Raw genomic sequence first — 17231 nt, forward strand, 5'->3', positions numbered from 1 at the left:
GCTGCGATATTATTGTCGACAGCGTAGCGATCAGTTAATCAAATCTTCTCTTAATGAACCACTGGTCATTGAAAGTGATTCCGAAGAATACTTTGAAATAGGTTTCTTCTAAATCTGTTTTTGCCTGATCGCCGCGCTTACCATACTTAAAGGCAAGATCTATGCTGGATCTTCCTGATGGAACAGAAAAACCAAAATTAATGCCAACGTCTTTTACCGCGTTGCCATTTCTTAACCATGGATACTGCTCCATGCTTACACCAAGGCGGTAGGTCATCCGTTGAAGAAGTTTTTGTCCTAATAGATCAGGCGTAAAATCACCGCCAATGGCGCCACGCCATGCGAGGTCTAATTCCTCATCTTCGGTATCGAACGTGCTTCCGCTCCAATTCTCAACGGCAACCTCAGTGGCCACGGTCCACTTGGTGCCTTTACCCCACGCTGCACCGATGGTCAAATTTCCTGGGATGTCATAGTCCCCTTTGTACTTGCCAGCTTTATTGATGTCGAGTGTGTCACCATTTTGTGTTAACAAGTAGTAAAGGTTCTCCGTACGGCCAACAAGTGAGCTTCCGAGCGAGAAAGTAGCGCCTGCGCTAAAACGATATTTGTCGTTATGTCCGAGGGAATCTTTTGAGAAAGAAACACCTCCTCCAAGGTTAAATCCTTTGAACGAAGTTTTCGTCTCAACAGTCGATGTAAACCGGACGTGTGTAGTAGGATCTTTCATAAGCGTCAACGATTCAGTATCATCGATCGGCCCGAAGAGATAAGCAGCTTTTAGTCCGACGGTAATTTCCTTTGTAATACGAACACCGTTCGACCAGTAAAGCTGTGTTAATCCACCGGTACCAGTTTGGCGAATCTCCTGTGGTGTAACGCTATCGTCGGAGGTTCCACTATTCACAAAGTCGTAATCAACATTTGAATAAGGCATGAGCCCTAGCGAGGTTGTCCATTTAAAAGTTTTGATCGGAAACGCAACTGCCAAATAGTTCATATTTCCACCCTTTGATTTATGCGTTGCTCCGCCACCTTTAATAGTTCGAGACTCGCCAACAACACCAACCTCGAATACGGTTAGCGTGTTATAAACCAGCAAGGCTGGATTTTGATTATTGAGGTACCACGCTTGAGGCTGTGCGACTCCGATGCCACCCATTCCCTGATTGTGGATGAGGGCATTCCCGTAAGATTCTCCAATACCGAAAGTAGTAAATGGTGAGCGAGAGCCTTGTGCTAATACTTCTGTCGCCGCTGCCACGACCACCAAAAGGATAATAAACTTCTTAACGATTGACATTATAGATCAGAATGCTGTTTAACCCGCTGAGAACCAATTCAGGGACCGCAAATATGGCCGCTTTAAGTTTGTTTTCAAAAAAACGAGCGTCCCCACCACACAAAATCACTTTCAAATCCCCGAATTTCTCATGATAACGTAAAATAATTCCTTCAATTTCGTCGCATAAACCATAAATCACCCCGCTTTGCATACACTGCTCCGTTGAGGTGCCAATCAAAGCCGGTTGGTCTACCGGCTGAATTAGCGGCAACCGCGCCGTGAATGTATGCATCGCCTCAAATCGCATCCGAAGCCCAGGGCTAATGCCACCGCCCAGGTAATTGCCTCCCGCATCTAAAAACTCGTAGGTGATGCATGTTCCAGCATCAATAGCCAAGCAATGCTGATTGGGAAATAATTCGTACGCGCCGCAGGCTGCTGCAATGCGATCAACACCTAGCGTCTGCGGCGTTGCGTATCGATTAACAACCGGCAACGGAAGGGACGGGGTCAAGATAAACTTCGCTTTAAAATGACGAGCCCAATCCATCACGACCGTGGCATCAACCGATACTGAACTCACGATGATGTAATCGCCGGAATAGTTTTCAAGAAAGCCCCTTAATTTTTCAGCCGAATCGAACACTATTTTATCCACCAATCGACGCTCTTTAAAAATGCCTACCTTGGCGGAAGTGTTTCCGTAATCAACGACTACATTCATCATCATTTATATTTGCAGTGCTCAAAAGTATGGATTCAAAGAATAACTATAAAGTTATCGGCTTGATGTCTGGGACATCGCTCGATGGACTCGATATCGCGTATTGTCAGTTCTCGAAAACAACGAAGGGTTGGAAATACGATATTCTGCAAGCTACTACCGTTGACTATTCGGCGGCGTGGACGCAGCGCATCTCGACGGCACATACGCTGGTAGGTGAAGAGCTAATCGCCCTTCACGTTTCTTATGGAAAGCTGCTGGGAAAAATTTGCAAGGACTTCATGCAACGACACAAATTGTCGAAAGTAGATTTTATCGCATCGCATGGACATACGATTTTTCACCAACCGGCAAAGGGGTTTACGTATCAAATTGGCGATGGGAATGCATTATATGCTGAGTGTGGTGTTCCTGTTGTCTGCGATTTTCGCGCACTAGACGTCATGCGCGGTGGACAAGGAGCGCCACTTGTTCCAGCGGGTGATAAAGTCCTTTTTACTGACTATGATGTTTGCCTTAACCTGGGTGGCATTGCAAACTTGTCAATTGATATTCGTCGCCAACGCAAGGCTTACGACATTTGCTTCGCGAATATGGGATTGAACTACTTGGCAAGAAAAGTCAACAAGAAATTTGATGCGGGTGGGCTCATGGCAGAGCGGGGAAATCTCAATGTTAAAATGCTACAAGCTCTGGATAAAATCTATGAAGATTTACGATTGATACGTCCTTCCTTAGGGCGCGAATTCTTTGAAGAAAAAATTGTTAAAATATTAGATGATGAACGAATTCCAGTCGATGATCGCCTTCGAACTTTTACAGAATCATCAGCAATTGAAATTGTGAAGGCAGTGAAAGCGTACCATAGGAAAGTTAACGTATTATGTACGGGTGGTGGCGCGTTCAATACATTTCTGATTGCTAAATTATTAGAACATGGTGGCGACGATATAGCATGGATAGTACCCGACGAAAACGTGGTAAAATATAAAGAGGCGCTTGTGTTTGCTTTTCTCGGCGTACTTCGTGCGCGACGTGAAGTAAATTGTTTGAAGAGCGTCACCGGGGCGCTCGTTGATAGTAGTGGAGGCGTCCTGGTTGGATTTTAAACTAGCAAATTTTCATAGAGACCAATGAAAGAATTATTGAACAAATTCGAGACGAAACGTCCGGAAGTAGTATTTGAATGGAAAGATAGCGAGACTGATGCAGAAGGTTGGGTTGTGATTAACTCATTGCGTGGAGGTGCCGCCGGTGGTGGAACGCGTATGAGAAAGGGACTTGATAAGCGAGAAGTGGAGTCGCTCGCCAAGACAATGGAAGTAAAGTTCACAGTGTCGGGCCCGCCCATTGGGGGAGCAAAGTCAGGGATAAATTTCGATCCCAATGATCCGCGGAAAGCCGGTGTGTTACAACGTTGGTACGCCGCGGTGATGCCGCTGTTAAAATATTATTACGGTACGGGTGGCGACTTGAACGTTGACGAAATTCATGAAGTAATTCCCATTACTGAAGACGTCGGCATTTGGCATCCACAAGAAGGTGTTTTCACAGGACACTATAAGCCAACGGAAGCCCAAAAAGTAAATCGCATCGGCCAACTTCGGCAAGGTGTTGTGAAGGTGATTGAAGATGAAAAATTTTCTCCATCACTGGCGAAAAAGTATACCGTAGCCGACATGTGCACAGGCTATGGTGTCGCTCAGGCGGTCAAACACTATTACACTTTATGGGGCGGCGATGTGAAGGGAAAGCGCGCCGTGGTTCAAGGATGGGGTAACGTAGGCGCTGCCGCTGGATTTTATCTCGCACAATTGGGTGTGAAGATTGTCGGCATCGTAAGCCACGAAGGTGGGTTGATTAGCGAAGATGGATTTTCGCTTGAGGAAATCAGGGAACTTGTCATCAACAGGAATGGAAATAAATTGGTATCGCCAAAGATGCTTACTTTCGATGTGGTGAATAAAAAAGTATGGGATTTAGCGTTCGAGATTTTTATTCCCGCAGCAGCGTCACGCTTGATCACGCGCGAGCAAGTTGACCGAATGATTGCATCGAAGGTGGAAGTATTTTCTTGCGGTGCGAACGTTCCATTTGCTGATCCTGAAATCTTCTTCGGTCCTACAGGATTGTATGCCGATCAAAAATTCTCGGTGATTCCGGATTTTATTGCCAACTGTGGAATGGCTCGTGTATTCGCATACTTCATGGAGAGTGAAGTGAAAATGACGGATGCTGCAATATTTGAAGATATCTCCACAATAATTCTTAATGCGCTTAAAAAGACGCACGCGACAAATGCAAAAAACACGGGCATTGCACAAGCATCTTTTGAAGCAGCGCTAAAACAACTGGTGTAAAAAAGATCGCTGAAGTGATTGTGCGATATTAATCTTGCGCTTCCTCTTCGGATTTAGGCAAAGTCCGCAGCTCTACGATTTCCGGAAGTGTTTTATTCATCTTCACAATCTTCACGTGATAGCCGTCAAGATCAAATTCTTCTCCTTCACGCAAGTCGAAAGGTTTGTGAAGAAGGAGAAGTCCTGCTAAGGTGTCGTAGTCTTCAGACTCCGGGAATGGTTCGTCTAAAACTTTATTGATGTCGTGAATAGATGAGGTTGCTATAACCTGATACATGTTATCATGCTGCGTAACGATTTGCGCTTCATGATCATGCTCATCTTGAATCTCGCCAACAAGCTCTTCGATGATATCTTCCATGGTTACAATGCCGATGGTACCGCCATATTCACTGATCACAATCGCCATCTGCACTTTCTTCTTTTGGAATTCACGCAACAAGTGGTCAATCGGTTTATTCTCTGTAACGAAATAAGGTTGGTGCGCTATTTCGAGCAGACTCTTATTCGTCTTGTTGATGTAGTGGAAGATAATGTCCTTTCCGTGAAGGATACCTTTGATCTCATCAAGATTGTGATCATAAATCGGATACCGTGAATAACCTTCTTTCATCACGATCTGCAAAGCCTGATCGAGGGTAACATTGGAGTTGATTCCCGATATTTTAATGCGCGGAACCATCACTTGTTTTACAATGCGATCGTCGAAGTCGAAAACATTTTGAATGAGTTCGCGCTCGCTGCTTTCAATGGCACCGCCTTCTTCACTTTCTGCGATGATCAGTTTCAATTCTTCTTCCGAATGAATATCCTGTTCGCTCACCGGACGAATTCCAAAGGGACGCAGAATCAAATTAGCAAGACCATTCAGTAAACGAATGAAGGGCTTGAAGATGAAATAAAATACACGGAGCGGTATTGACACGCTCAGGGTAGTCGACGTCGGATAACGAATAGCCAATGATTTCGGCGCAAGCTCGCCAAACACAATGTGCAACACGGTTAAGGTTGCGAAGGCAATGGGAATAGAAATGTTATGGGCTGCTTCCTCTGTTATTTTTAAGTCGAAGCTATGCATCACGGAAATGATCATTTTTGAAACGACATCTTCACCGACCCAGCCGAGGCCAAGACTCGCAAGCGTGATGCCCAATTGCGTCGCCGCTAGAAATCCATCGAGGTTGTCGATGATAATTTGTGCGGCTCGTTTAGATGAATTGCCAGCTTGAAGTGCAATTTGTGAGGAACGGACCTTCACAATTGCGAATTCGGCAGCAACGAAAAAACCATTTAGAAAAACTAAAAAGAGCGTGAGCAGGATGTCAAAAGTCATAGCCTAAAAAACCGCATTAAACAGCAAAGTTAACGTTATTACGTGATTCTTTCATTTTTCTTCTTTTTCAGCGTTTTTTGAGCGATTAAGGCCATTATTGACCAGTTTTGTTATCGGTCGTAACAAAAAAGAAGGACGAACACGCTGTCCGTCCTTCAATGGTTTTTTTGAAATATTTAGCCTACTATTTCAATCCGAAAAGGCCTTCGTTTAAAGCGTTCAGTGCCGGAGCTTTATTGCCTTTATCAACAAGAACTGTTACGTTGTTCGTACTTCCCCCGCTACACACCATTCTTACAGGGATGGATGAAAGCGAATCGAAAATTTTGTTCAGCACACCTTTCTGTTCTGTGATTTTATTCCCAACAACGCAAATAATTGTTTGATCTTTATACACTTCAATAACGCCGAATTTTTTCAATTCATTTTCAATTGCCGTAAGATGTGTATTGTTATCGATGGTTAACGATACTGCTACTTCCGATGTAGTAACCATGTCGATAGACGTCTTGTAGTTTTCAAAAACTTCAAACACACGACGCAAGAAACCGTAAGCCATCAGCATACGCGACGACCTAATGTTAATCGCAGTAATATCATCTTTTGCAGCGATTGCTTTGAAAGAACCTTCGGTACCTTTACTCGTAATGATTGTTCCAGGAGCTTTTTCATCCATCGTGTTTTTCAAGCGCACGGGTACATTCATCTTTTGCGCTGGTACAATGGTTGACGGGTGAAGAATTTTAGCGCCGAAGTATGCTAATTCTGAAGCTTCGTCGAAAGTAAGTTCTGAGATAGGGACCGTTTTCTTGACGATGCGCGGATCGTTGTTGTGCATGCCATCGATGTCGGTCCAGATCTGAATCTCCTCTGCTTGAATGGCAGCACCCACGAGTGAAGCAGTGTAGTCGCTACCACCACGTTTAAGGTTATCTATTTCGTTTCGGTGGTTGCGGCAAATATATCCTTGCGTAATAATGATCTCGATGTTGTTTAGCGAGCTTACCAATGGTTTCAGGCGCACAGATATTTTCTCCAACTCAGGCTCTTCATTTTCGTCGATAGACATGAAGTAAAGCGCAGGCAATAGACGTGCACTAATTTTTCGTTCTTGAAGGTGCTGATAAAAAAGTTCAGTAGAAATCAATTCACCCTGTGCGAGTAATTCGCGATAACCTTTATTGTCAAAATGACCTGCTGCAAGCAACCTGATAAAGATGAAGAATCGACTTACGATTTCCTGACCAATGGCTTGGAAAGATTCGCTGCCGTACAATTCCTTTACAAATGTGTTGTAATGAGTTTCGAGCGTAGCGATTGTTTCTTCCGCCTTAGCCTTTTGGCCGAGCAGAAGATTGTCTCCGATTGAAACCAATGCATTAGTGGTTCCGGACAATGCCGAAAGCACGACGATCTTTTTACCGGGTGTTGAAAGCAACAGCTCGGCAATTTTCTTCATACGTTCAGGCTTGCCGACGGAGGTACCTCCGAATTTCATTACGAGCATGTGAGTAAATTTTAGCGGGCAAATATAGCGATCAGAAAAATTATTTTAGGTGTTATGTTGAAAACGCAACTGAAAATTTTATACACCACACGCAAACTAAAGTATGTTAGTTGCTCAACGAACTGGGGGATTATGCTAAAAAACAAAGGGCGTCCCTTGCGAGACGCCCTTGTCAATGATTGAGCAAGTTTTACTTCTTGTCGTTCACTTCTTCATATTCTACGTCCGACACATTGTTGCTATCGGAACTTCCACCTTGTGCACCACCTTGGTTACCAGTAGCACCTGCAGTTGGACCGCCAGTGTTTTGATACATCTCGGTAGCCGCGCCTTGCCATGCTGCATTGAGCGTGTTCATCGCATTTTCAATGCCTGTCAGATCTTGATTCTTGTGCGCTTGTTTTAATGTCTCAAGTGCATTATTGATCGTCGTCTTGTTCTGTTCAGAAAGCTTCTCACCATATTCTTTCAACTGTTTTTCAGTTTGGAAGATTAATGAGTCAGCTTGGTTGATCTTGTCTTGACGCTCTTTCTCTTTGCGATCAGCTTCAGCATTCGCTTGTGCTTCTTGCTTCATCTTGTTGATCTCTTGTTCTGTCAATCCTGAAGATGCTTCAATACGGATCTTTTGCTCTTTGCCGGTGCCCTTGTCCTTGGCAGACACGTGGAGGATACCGTTCGCATCAATGTCGAATGTAACTTCGATTTGAGGAATACCTCTTGGCGCTGGCGGGAAGCCATCCAAGTGGAATCTTCCGATCGTGCGATTGTCTTTCGCCATTGGACGCTCACCTTGAAGGACGTGAATCTCAACCGATGGTTGATTATCCGCTGCCGTCGAGAACGTTTCAGACTTCTTCGAAGGAATCGTTGTATTCGACTCAATCAATTTTGTGAACACACCACCGAGCGTTTCGATACCCAATGAAAGCGGTGTAACGTCGAGGAGAAGTACATCTTTTACTTCACCTGTTAACACACCACCTTGAATGGCAGCGCCAACCGCTACTACTTCATCAGGGTTAACACCTTTTGATGGCTTTTTACCAAAGAATTTTTCTACTTCTTCTTGAATGCGTGGGATACGAGTCGATCCACCAACAAGAATTACTTCGTCGATTTCAGATACGTTTACACCGGCATCTTCTACTGCTTTACGGCATGGCTCCAGTGTTCTGCGCACGAGATCATCAACCAACTGCTCAAATTTGGCGCGGCTGAGTTTTTTCACCAAGTGTTTAGGAACACCGTCAACAGATGTAATGTATGGTAAGTTTACTTCCGTCTCAGATGAACTTGATAGTTCAATTTTTGCTTTTTCAGAAGCTTCTTTTAAGCGCTGAAGCGCCATTGGATCTTTACGAAGATCTTGGCCTTCTTCTTTCTGGAATTCTTCTGCCAACCAGTTCATGATGCGCAAATCGAAGTCGTCACCACCAAGGTGAACATCACCGTTCGTTGATTTTACTTCGAATACACCGTCACCGAGTTCAAGGACTGAAATATCGAATGTACCACCACCTAAGTCGTAGACGGCGATTTTCATGTCTGCGTGTTTCTTGTCAAGACCGTAAGCAAGGGCAGCTGCAGTTGGTTCGTTGATGATACGTTTTACATCAAGACCTGCAATCTGGCCAGCTTCTTTGGTTGCCTGACGCTCAGCGTCATTAAAGTATGCTGGTACAGTAATAACAGCTTCTGTCACAGAAGTTCCAAGATAGTCTTCTGCTGTTGACTTCATTTTCTGAAGGATCATCGCAGAGATCTCTTGTGCTGTATACAAACGATCGCCGATGCGAACACGAACGGTGCTGTTGTTACCAGCTTCTACCTGGTACGACACCATTTTCTTTTCGCCATCTACATCGTTGAAGTTTTTGCCCATGAAACGTTTGATGGAAGAAACGGTATTCTGGGGGTTGGTAATAGCCTGACGCTTTGCAGGATCACCCACCTTACGCTCTCCCTTTCCGTTGTCGAGAAAGGCAACTATTGAAGGCGTCGTCCTACGGCCTTCGCTATTGGCAATCACAACCGGTTCGTTACCTTCCATCACAGCAACGCACGAGTTAGTGGTTCCTAAGTCTATTCCAATGATTTTTCCCATGATATTATTTAGTGAGTTTATTTTCTGCGGTCAGCTCTTCAATGGTTGTGCCAAGGCCTTTTTTGGCGATTTTTTGTGACACAATGACAGTGAATTGTCATTTTTTTGGACGCTTTCGCGCCTCTTTTAACATCGCCGCTGCTTCTGGATAATACACCCCCGTCAGAAACTGGAAGTCTTCAATAGCCTGTTTTCGGTCTCCCATCGCCAGGTATGTTTTACCTCGCAGAAATCGCGCTTCATGATTAAACTCGTAAATGGTCAATGCCAACGTGAAGTTTTTTACGGCTTGATCATAATGTTGCTGCCCGAGTTCGATTAGCCCATTGTAGCGTGCAAGGATAGAAAAAACACGTTTGCGATTAGTGTCGTCTTTGCCTTCTTCCGATTCCAACAAGCGGTTTTTTTCAACTTCCAGCGATGCGCGCTTCCAGCTCTTCGCGTTGATAAAATAGTCGATGAGTAGATATTTAAACGCCGGACTGTTTGAATAGGTATCCTTAAATTCATTGTGGAATGAGATAAGGTTCGTTGTGTCACTTGTCGCTGCATATTGCTCCGCTAGCTCGTTCAGAATAGGTTCGTCCGAAGGGTTTAAACGTAATGATTGACGATAGTCAGCAAGTTTACCAGCCACGTCATTTATTTCTCCACGGCAATACCCTCTCGTCTTCCAGGCATCTGCATCTACTGAATCAACTTTCAGAAACGTTGTCAGGTCATTGATCGCTTCAACATAATCTTTTTGATGTGCACGAATATATCCTCGGATTCTGTAAGTGACATGCATCGATGGCTCCAAACGTAGCATCTGGTCGAGATCGGCATAAGCTCCTTTCCAGTCACCTAACTGATAACGATAGATTGCGCGCTTTTTATGAGCGTCGATAATTTCATTGTCTAGCGCAAGTGCTTTGTCATAGTAGATGTGTGCTGAGTCGTGTTTTGAACTGTGGTCGTAGTTTACCGCGCGCATGTAAAATATCGTTGCAGATGGTTCGGTGTTCTCAGCCAGCTTTAGAAAGTAATTGGATTGAGCACTATTCCCAGCGACGAAGTAGCAAAAACCTTTTTTGAAACTTATGAGTGCGTGCTCGTTTAATCCATAGCTGAACCTTGCTACATATGCAGCAGCATTCTGAAGCTCTATCTGTTTATCCAATGCGGTTTCGGAAGCTTTATACGCATTGACATCCAGTTTGTGCATGAGCACTGCCTTCTTAATATCATTAAATGCACGATCAAAATCTTTTAATTCAATGTGAAGAAAACTTCTGAAAATAAGATAATATGGATCGTTTGGATGGGCACGAACCAGATTATTCCAGTCCCTAAGGCACCTGACGTAATCTCGACGATCAAGATAAATCATACCTCGCCAGAAAAGCCCTTCAGAAATCAAAGAGTCTATCGCAAGTCCGCGGTCAAGTAGTTGAAGCGCCGCCGTATTTTTCTTTCCGTTCGACCGGATTTTCAGCACCCCCTGCATAATGTATCCCTGTGCAAACGCCGGATCGACAGCAGTGCTTTTTTCATAGTATCGCTCTGCATCGGAAAAATCGTAACGTGCCAGGTTCACGTTTGCTAATCCATAGAGTGCAAGTGCATGAGAAGATTCCATTTTGATAACTTTGCGATACGTTGCCTCGGCCTCGCTCAGTGCGTGTAACTGATAATAAGTTTCTGCCAGTAGATAATGCCCCGCGACCAACGCGTTTTCCTTTAGCACGCATGCTATGAAGTCTGCTTTTGCTTTCTCATGATCCCCCGCAATACGATAGGCAACGCCGCGGTAGTATAATGCTGGCCAAAAATCAGGTTTCTCTTTCAGTACTTGTGTGAAATTGATAACAGCCTGATCATATTTTTCAACATCAATATTGGTCAGACCTTCATTCATGATAACTTGGATGTTGCCCGGAAGGCTCCACTCAAATTTGATGACAGGATATTTGGTGGGATCAATTTGTGCGCGAAATCTTTCGCTAACCATTTGGCCGCTGCTCACAAAATGAATGAGCAGCGCCATGATTAAAATAACGGATACCCTGGAGTTGAGGTATTGATACATACGATTCTTAAGAATAAACTTTCTACTGCGACCACGCCGTTGGCGTACGATCCCAACGGTGACCTTTCAATTCTTGTAGCAACAACTTCGGTAACCCTTTGCCATCGCTTGTTCCGATATTTGCTTCAACGTTTTTCAATTTACGCATTCCTGGAATAATGGTGTGCACATCATCGTTGCTGAGAATGAAACGCAGTGCCATCTCGGCCATTGTCATGCTGCTTGGAATTAATGGACGCAATGCTTCAGCATGATCTACGCTTGGAATCAAATTCTCAGGAACGAAGTAAGTCGATCGCCAATCGTCAGCCGGGAATTTTGTGTCTTTTGTCAATGTTCCTGTGAGTGTCCCTTCATCAAAAGGTACGCGTGCTATAACACCAATATCCAGCTTCTTGCAGAGCGGAAACAACTTGTCTTCTGGTGCTTGATCAAATATGTTGTAAATCACCTGAACCGCGTCAATCAAACCGGTTTCTAAAGTTTTTAAAACATTCTCAGGCTCCCAGCGATTTACGCTGATGCCAAAGTGTTTTACTTTTCCTTCTTTCTTCAATTTTTCGACACCCTTTTTCCAGTCGTCGTGATTTGCCCAGCCATCTTCCCACACGTGGAATTGTTGTAAGTCGATGCAATCGACATTCAGATTTTTTAAGCTTTTTTCGGTGTACTCAATAATGTGTGATGCCGGAAAACAATCCTCCAGTTTATAGGATGGTTTAGAAGGCCATTTAAAATTCTTGGCAGGTATTTTCGTCGCGAAGTGCAATTGCTTGCTAGCGTGTTCCTTCATCAATTCACCCAGGATCTGTTCGCTTTTTCCGGCAGCATAGGCCCACGCGGTATCAAAAAAATTACAACCCAGTTCAATGGATCGATCGAGTGATCGTTTGATTTCTTGACTATCGTTACCCGTCCAGCCGGCGAGTCCCCACATGCCGTAACCGATTTCACTTACTTTCCAGTCTGTTTTCCCAAAGCGTCTGTACTCCATCTCGAAATATTTTATTTAATGATTTGAATGGCAAAAGTAGCCACCGTCAGGCTTTACTTTTTTTCTACCTTTGCGGCCGGACAATATAGATCATGAACCTCGAACAGGAAATAGCGAAACGACGAACTTTTGGGATTATCAGTCACCCCGATGCAGGAAAAACGACACTCACTGAAAAATTGCTGCTGTTTGGTGGTGCGATTCAGAAGGCAGGCGCTGTTAAGTCAAGCAAAATCAAAGACCACGCTCGTTCCGACTGGATGGAGATTGAAAAGCAAAGAGGTATCTCGGTTGCTACGTCGGTGATGGGATTTAACTATCGTGACGTTAAGATTAACCTCCTTGATACACCCGGTCACAAAGACTTTGCGGAAGATACGTATAGAACACTCACGGCTGTCGATAGTGTCATCATGGTGATCGATTGCGTGAAAGGGGTAGAGATGCAAACAGAGAAACTCATGGAGGTTTGTCGCATGCGCAATACGCCAGTGATTTGTTTCATCAACAAGCTCGATCGTGAAGGTCGTGACCCATTCGATCTAATCGATGAGATTGAAGAAAAGTTAGATATTAAAGTTCGCCCGTTGAGCTGGCCGATCAGTATGGGTAAGACTTTCAAAGGGGTGTATAGCCTTTACGAAAAAAGTCTTCATCTATTCACACCAAGCAAAATCACGATCGAGGAAGGACTTGAAGTCGATATCAATGATCCACAATTGGATGAACGTGTGGGTGAGAATAACGCAAAGCAACTTCGCGCTGACGTAGAACTCATTGAAGGTGTGTATCCTGATTTTAATATACAAGACTACCTCGATGGAAAAGTAGCACCTGTTTTCTTTGGAAGCGCGGTTAACAACTTCGGTGTAAAAGAATTGTTAGATACCTTCATTCGCATCGCACCGCCACCGGTTGAACGTGAAACAACGGTACGGGTAGTAGAACCAGAGGAAAAGAAATTTACAGGGTTCATCTTCAAGATACATGCGAACATGGATCCTCAGCATCGAAACAGAATTGCCTTCCTTCGAATATGCTCAGGTAAATTCGAAAGAGGTAGTAACTACTATCACGTTCGTCAAGAAAAAAACTTACGCTTCTCCAATGCAACGGCCTTCATGGCGCAAGACCGTGAAACCGTTGAGGAAGCTTTTCCGGGTGATATCATTGGTATCTATGATACCGGTAACTTAAAGATTGGTGATACGATCACGGAAGGCGAAAAGGTAATGTATACCGGTATTCCGAGCTTCTCGCCAGAAATCTTTAAAGAAGTAATCAACCTCGATGCGATGAAAACCAAGCAGCTGGAAAAAGGATTGCTGCAATTAATGGAGGAGGGCGTTGCGCAGTTGTTTACCTACGAACTTGGAAAAAGAAAAGTAGTCGGTGTAGTAGGCGCGCTTCAGTTTGAGGTAATTCAATTCCGGTTGAAGAATGAATACAATGCTACTGCGGAATTTCAGTCGCAAAGTATTTATAAGGCATGCTGGATTAGCAGTGACGATCCGAAGAAGTTGAACGAGTTCATCGATTCAAAACAGCGACATATTGCGCGCGATAAAGATGGTAAACTTGTGTTTATGGCTGAATCGAGAGCGTGGCTGCAGATGGTGCAAGACAACTTTCCTGAAATTCAATTTCACTTTACCTCGGAGTTTAAATAAACAGCGATGAGCAGGCCGCGACCATTCGAAGTGATTTACGAGGATAATCACCTGCTCATCGTGAATAAATCTCCAGGTATTTTAGTGCAAGGCGATGCCACCGGCGACGTTCCGCTCTCGGAACTTTGCAAAGCCTATATCAAAAAGAAATTCAATAAACCCGGCGATGTGTTTCTTGGTGTTGTGCATCGACTGGACAGGCCTGTTAGTGGCGTAGTGGTGCTGGCGCGAACCTCGAAAGCGCTGGAAAGAATGAATGCGCTGTTCCGTGAGAAGGAGACAAAGAAAACGTACTTCGCCATTGTGGGTAAAAAGCCTGCAGAAGATTCCGGTACGTTGATTCACTGGTTACTCAAAGATGAAAGTAAAAATAAAACAACGGCTTTTGCGCAAGAACGGAATGGCGCACTGCGTTCAGAGCTGAGTTATCAACTGATCGGTAGTGCGGATGGTCATTGGCTTTTGGAAGTAAATCCTGTTACAGGAAGGCCACATCAAATTCGGGTTCAGCTTGCGAGTATGGGTTGCGTGATAAAAGGCGATGTAAAGTATGGCGATTCAACACCGAATGAAGATGGCAGTATCTGCTTACATGCACGGAAGCTTTCATTCGTGCATCCGGTTAGAAAAGAATTAATTTCGATCGAGGCTCCGGTTCCCGATAGGGGGTTATGGAAATATTTTCTAAACTTATAATGTTAATCCTCCCGTTATGTTATGGACTGAGAAGCTTAAGACTCGCTGGAATCTGAAAAGTGGTTGGCAGTTATTGTTGATACTGATTGTTTTTGCATGCACGGGATTATCGGCGATGTTTATCAAAAAGCCGGTGATGAATTTTCTTACCGATGGAAATGCAAGTAACTGGAAGGCTAGTATGATCTACTACATTTTTCTGATGACGCCATTGTATAACGTTCTGTTGCTTGGCTATGGATTCATCTTTGGTCAGTTCAATTTCTTCTGGGAATTCGAGAAGAAGATGTTCAGAAGAATTTTCAGACGATCAGCAAAAAACCAAGAACCCGTGAAATAAAAAAAAGCCCGGTTGTTACCAGGCTTCTTTGTCGATCAAATTTTCTCATTTACTATTCTACGATACCATCGGCCAGAAGAATGGTTTTGTTTTTCAACACTTCCACAACTCCACCCGTAATGGTAATTGTATTCTTTAAATCTTTGGACTTGTATTCGACAACGCCTTCTTTCAACAAGCTGATGAGTGGAGCATGGTGATCCATGACCTGGAATGAACCATCAGCGCCTGGAAACGTGGCGATCGAAACTTCACCCTCAAATACTCTTTTCTCTGGTGTTAATATTTCTAAATGCATGCTGTTCGCGTTGTTGATTGAAATAACACAAGGTTGAGCGAGAACCCAACCTTGTGATCATCTTAAAGATTATGCTTTAGCATCGGCCATCATCTTCTCGCCTTTTTCTACGGCTTGTTCGATGCTACCGACGAGATTGAATGCCATTTCAGGTAAGTGGTCGTACTGACCATCCATGATTGCATTAAATGCTTTGATTGTGTCTTTGATATCAACCAACACACCTTTGAGACCTGTGAAGGCTTCAGCAACGTGGAATGGTTGTGACAAGAAACGTTGTACGCGACGTGCGCGGTGTACAACCTGCTTATCTTCATCGCTCAATTCATCCATACCAAGGATAGCGATGATATCTTGAAGTTCTTTGTAACGCTGGAGGATGTTCTTCACACGTTGAGCTGTGTTATAGTGTTCCTCACCAACGATCTCCGGACGGAGGATACGTGATGTTGAATCCAATGGATCTACCGCAGGATAGATACCAAGCTCAGAAATTTTACGGCTCAATACCGTTGTTGCATCCAAGTGAGCGAAGGTAGTAGCAGGAGCAGGGTCAGTCAAGTCATCGGCAGGTACGTATACGGCCTGAACTGAAGTGATTGAACCATTCTTTGTTGACGTAATACGCTCTTGCATCGCACCCATTTCAGATGCGAGTGTTGGCTGATAACCTACCGCTGAAGGCATACGGCCAAGGAGGGCTGACACTTCAGAACCAGCTTGTGTGAAACGGAAGATGTTGTCGATAAAGAAGAGGATATCACGTCCTTTTCCTTTGCCATCACCATCACGGAAATATTCAGCAACTGTAAGACCAGAAAGCGCCACACGAGCACGTGCTCCTGGAGGTTCGTTCATCTGACCGAACACGAATGTTGCTTTTGAATCTTTAAGTTTTTCGTCATCTACTTTAGAAAGATCCCATCCGCCTTCGTGGAGAGATTTCATAAATTCATCACCGTATGTAACGATTCCTGCTTCGATCATCTCGCGGAGGAGGTCATTACCTTCACGTGTTCTTTCTCCCACACCAGCAAATACTGACAGACCTGAATATGCTTTCGCGATGTTGTTGATCAATTCCTGGATCAATACGGTTTTACCTACACCGGCACCACCGAACAATCCAATTTTACCACCTTTTGAATATGGCTCGATAAGGTCGATAACTTTAATACCAGTAAAAAGAACTTCAGTTGAAGTAGAAAGATCTTCGAACAGCGGCGCTGCACGGTGGATCGGTAAAGACTGCTCGCCTTTAGGTTGTTTGATACCGTCGATAGCTTCGCCTACTACATTGAAAAGACGTCCTTTGATATCGTCGCCAACAGGCATTGCGATAGGCTTGCCTGTATCGGTCACCTTCATTCCTCTCACCAAACCTTCAGTACCTTCCATAGAGATGGTACGAACGCGGTCTTCGCCAAGGTGCTGCTGGCATTCAAGAACAACTTTAGTTCCGTCGCCCTTGGTTACTTCTAACGAGTCAAGAATGTTGGGTAATTTAGCCCCTTCGCCGTCGAAGGCAACGTCTACTACAGGCCCGATTACCTGGGTGATCTTTCCAATATTTGCCATTGTGAAATGATTTGAATTTATAGGTCTGAAAATCGACCGCAAAAGTAGCCGTTTACGCAAGAAGAACAAAGGTCTGGAATGAATTATTCGCGCGGAACAGACCTTTCGGTTGAAAGTTCAAAATTTAAAGTTTAAAGTATTGACAAAAAGATGTTTATGTGCCATTGCAGTACTGTCAACAGCTGCGAATGTGCAATGTGTCACAAGCCTTACTAAAAAACGGCCGCCGAACTTTAAACTTTCAACTTTAAACCTAGAACCGAAGGCA

The 17231-nt window shown here is 44.2% G+C and carries 14 protein-coding genes; 5 read left to right on the forward strand and 9 right to left on the reverse strand.

Features of this window, described 5'->3' with window-relative positions; translation table 11 throughout:
• Nucleotides 1-34: 34 nt before the first annotated feature.
• Nucleotides 35-1303 (reverse strand): hypothetical protein, encoded by a 1269-nt coding sequence (locus DQQ10_RS04815; protein WP_112745627.1) that lies wholly within the window; start codon nt 1301-1303, stop codon nt 35-37.
• Nucleotides 1290-2015 (reverse strand): type III pantothenate kinase, encoded by a 726-nt coding sequence (locus tag DQQ10_RS04820; protein WP_245970278.1) that lies wholly within the window; start codon nt 2013-2015, stop codon nt 1290-1292. The genes DQQ10_RS04815 and DQQ10_RS04820 overlap by 14 nt, the downstream gene beginning before the upstream one ends.
• A 23-nt stretch (nt 2016-2038) precedes the next feature.
• Here DQQ10_RS04820 and DQQ10_RS04825 point away from each other — a divergent pair, with 23 nt between their 5' ends.
• Nucleotides 2039-3118 carry an anhydro-N-acetylmuramic acid kinase gene (locus DQQ10_RS04825; protein WP_112745628.1) on the forward strand — a complete coding sequence of 360 codons (1080 nt, stop codon included), beginning with the start codon at nt 2039-2041 and terminating at the stop codon, nt 3116-3118.
• A gap of 24 nt (nt 3119-3142) precedes the next feature.
• Nucleotides 3143-4369, forward strand: coding sequence for a Glu/Leu/Phe/Val dehydrogenase dimerization domain-containing protein (locus tag DQQ10_RS04830; RefSeq protein ID WP_112745629.1), 1227 nt, complete (start codon nt 3143-3145; stop codon nt 4367-4369).
• A gap of 28 nt (nt 4370-4397) precedes the next feature.
• Here the strand turns inward: DQQ10_RS04830 and DQQ10_RS04835 are convergent, their stop codons facing one another.
• The 5 genes from DQQ10_RS04835 to DQQ10_RS04855 all read right to left on the reverse strand — a co-directional run bounded on the left by DQQ10_RS04835 (nt 4398) and on the right by DQQ10_RS04855 (nt 12381).
• Nucleotides 4398-5702 carry a hemolysin family protein gene (locus DQQ10_RS04835; protein ID WP_112745630.1) on the reverse strand — a complete coding sequence of 435 codons (1305 nt, stop codon included), beginning with the start codon at nt 5700-5702 and terminating at the stop codon, nt 4398-4400.
• A 184-nt stretch (nt 5703-5886) separates the two neighbouring features.
• Nucleotides 5887-7209 (reverse strand): aspartate kinase, encoded by a 1323-nt coding sequence (locus tag DQQ10_RS04840; protein WP_112745631.1) that lies wholly within the window; start codon nt 7207-7209, stop codon nt 5887-5889.
• A 190-nt stretch (nt 7210-7399) separates the two neighbouring features.
• Nucleotides 7400-9316: a molecular chaperone DnaK gene (gene dnaK / locus DQQ10_RS04845; protein WP_112745632.1), complete on the reverse strand. Its 1917-nt coding sequence runs from the start codon at nt 9314-9316 to the stop codon at nt 7400-7402.
• Nucleotides 9317-9413: 97 nt separating this feature from the next.
• Complete coding sequence (locus tag DQQ10_RS04850) at nt 9414-11345, reverse strand: tetratricopeptide repeat protein (protein WP_165823794.1); 1932 nt, start codon at nt 11343-11345, stop codon at nt 9414-9416.
• A 64-nt stretch (nt 11346-11409) separates the two neighbouring features.
• The gene (locus DQQ10_RS04855; protein ID WP_112745634.1) at nt 11410-12381 is read right to left on the reverse strand and encodes an aldo/keto reductase; all 972 of its coding nucleotides are present in this window, start codon (nt 12379-12381) and stop codon (nt 11410-11412) included.
• A gap of 92 nt (nt 12382-12473) precedes the next feature.
• Between DQQ10_RS04855 and DQQ10_RS04860 the strand changes: the two genes are divergently transcribed.
• Genes DQQ10_RS04860 through DQQ10_RS04870 form a run of 3 tightly spaced genes read left to right on the forward strand, consistent with a single transcriptional unit; the run spans nt 12474 to nt 15087 of the window.
• Nucleotides 12474-14051, forward strand: coding sequence for a peptide chain release factor 3 (locus DQQ10_RS04860; RefSeq protein WP_112745635.1), 1578 nt, complete (start codon nt 12474-12476; stop codon nt 14049-14051).
• 6 nt (nt 14052-14057) lie between these two features.
• Nucleotides 14058-14747 (forward strand): RluA family pseudouridine synthase, encoded by a 690-nt coding sequence (locus DQQ10_RS04865; protein ID WP_112745636.1) that lies wholly within the window; start codon nt 14058-14060, stop codon nt 14745-14747.
• Between the two features lie 16 nt (nt 14748-14763).
• Nucleotides 14764-15087, forward strand: coding sequence for a DUF6787 family protein (locus tag DQQ10_RS04870; RefSeq protein WP_112745637.1), 324 nt, complete (start codon nt 14764-14766; stop codon nt 15085-15087).
• Nucleotides 15088-15139: 52 nt separating this feature from the next.
• Here the strand turns inward: DQQ10_RS04870 and atpC are convergent, their stop codons facing one another.
• Both atpC and atpD read right to left on the reverse strand, forming a co-directional pair.
• Nucleotides 15140-15385, reverse strand: a complete 246-nt coding sequence (gene atpC / locus DQQ10_RS04875; RefSeq protein ID WP_112745638.1) for an ATP synthase F1 subunit epsilon — start codon at nt 15383-15385, stop codon at nt 15140-15142.
• Nucleotides 15386-15454: 69 nt separating this feature from the next.
• On the reverse strand, nt 15455-16963 hold the full coding sequence (gene atpD, locus DQQ10_RS04880; protein WP_112745639.1) for a F0F1 ATP synthase subunit beta: 1509 nt from the start codon (nt 16961-16963) through the stop codon (nt 15455-15457).
• Between the last annotated feature and the right edge of the window lie 268 nt (nt 16964-17231).

Origin of the sequence: Pseudochryseolinea flava, from assembly GCF_003286915.1 — a bacterium.
In the GTDB taxonomy this organism is placed as follows: domain Bacteria; phylum Bacteroidota; class Bacteroidia; order Cytophagales; family Cyclobacteriaceae; genus Ohtaekwangia; species Ohtaekwangia flava.

Excerpts from the sequence above, each read along its gene's own strand:
- DQQ10_RS04815 (WP_112745627.1), bottom strand. The coding sequence starts at position 1,303 with ATGTCAATCGTTAAGAAGTTTATTATCCTTTTGGTGGTCGTGGCAGCG.
- DQQ10_RS04820 (WP_245970278.1), bottom strand. The coding sequence starts at position 2,015 with ATGATGATGAATGTAGTCGTTGATTACGGAAACACTTCCGCCAAGGTA.
- DQQ10_RS04825 (WP_112745628.1), top strand. The coding sequence starts at position 2,039 with ATGGATTCAAAGAATAACTATAAAGTTATCGGCTTGATGTCTGGGACA.
- DQQ10_RS04830 (WP_112745629.1), top strand. The coding sequence starts at position 3,143 with ATGAAAGAATTATTGAACAAATTCGAGACGAAACGTCCGGAAGTAGTA.
- DQQ10_RS04835 (WP_112745630.1), bottom strand. The coding sequence starts at position 5,702 with ATGACTTTTGACATCCTGCTCACGCTCTTTTTAGTTTTTCTAAATGGT.
- DQQ10_RS04840 (WP_112745631.1), bottom strand. The coding sequence starts at position 7,209 with ATGCTCGTAATGAAATTCGGAGGTACCTCCGTCGGCAAGCCTGAACGT.
- dnaK (WP_112745632.1), bottom strand. The coding sequence starts at position 9,316 with ATGGGAAAAATCATTGGAATAGACTTAGGAACCACTAACTCGTGCGTT.
- DQQ10_RS04850 (WP_165823794.1), bottom strand. The coding sequence starts at position 11,345 with ATGGCGCTGCTCATTCATTTTGTGAGCAGCGGCCAAATGGTTAGCGAA.
- DQQ10_RS04855 (WP_112745634.1), bottom strand. The coding sequence starts at position 12,381 with ATGGAGTACAGACGCTTTGGGAAAACAGACTGGAAAGTAAGTGAAATC.
- DQQ10_RS04860 (WP_112745635.1), top strand. The coding sequence starts at position 12,474 with ATGAACCTCGAACAGGAAATAGCGAAACGACGAACTTTTGGGATTATC.
- DQQ10_RS04865 (WP_112745636.1), top strand. The coding sequence starts at position 14,058 with ATGAGCAGGCCGCGACCATTCGAAGTGATTTACGAGGATAATCACCTG.
- DQQ10_RS04870 (WP_112745637.1), top strand. The coding sequence starts at position 14,764 with ATGTTATGGACTGAGAAGCTTAAGACTCGCTGGAATCTGAAAAGTGGT.
- atpC (WP_112745638.1), bottom strand. The coding sequence starts at position 15,385 with ATGCATTTAGAAATATTAACACCAGAGAAAAGAGTATTTGAGGGTGAA.
- atpD (WP_112745639.1), bottom strand. The coding sequence starts at position 16,963 with ATGGCAAATATTGGAAAGATCACCCAGGTAATCGGGCCTGTAGTAGAC.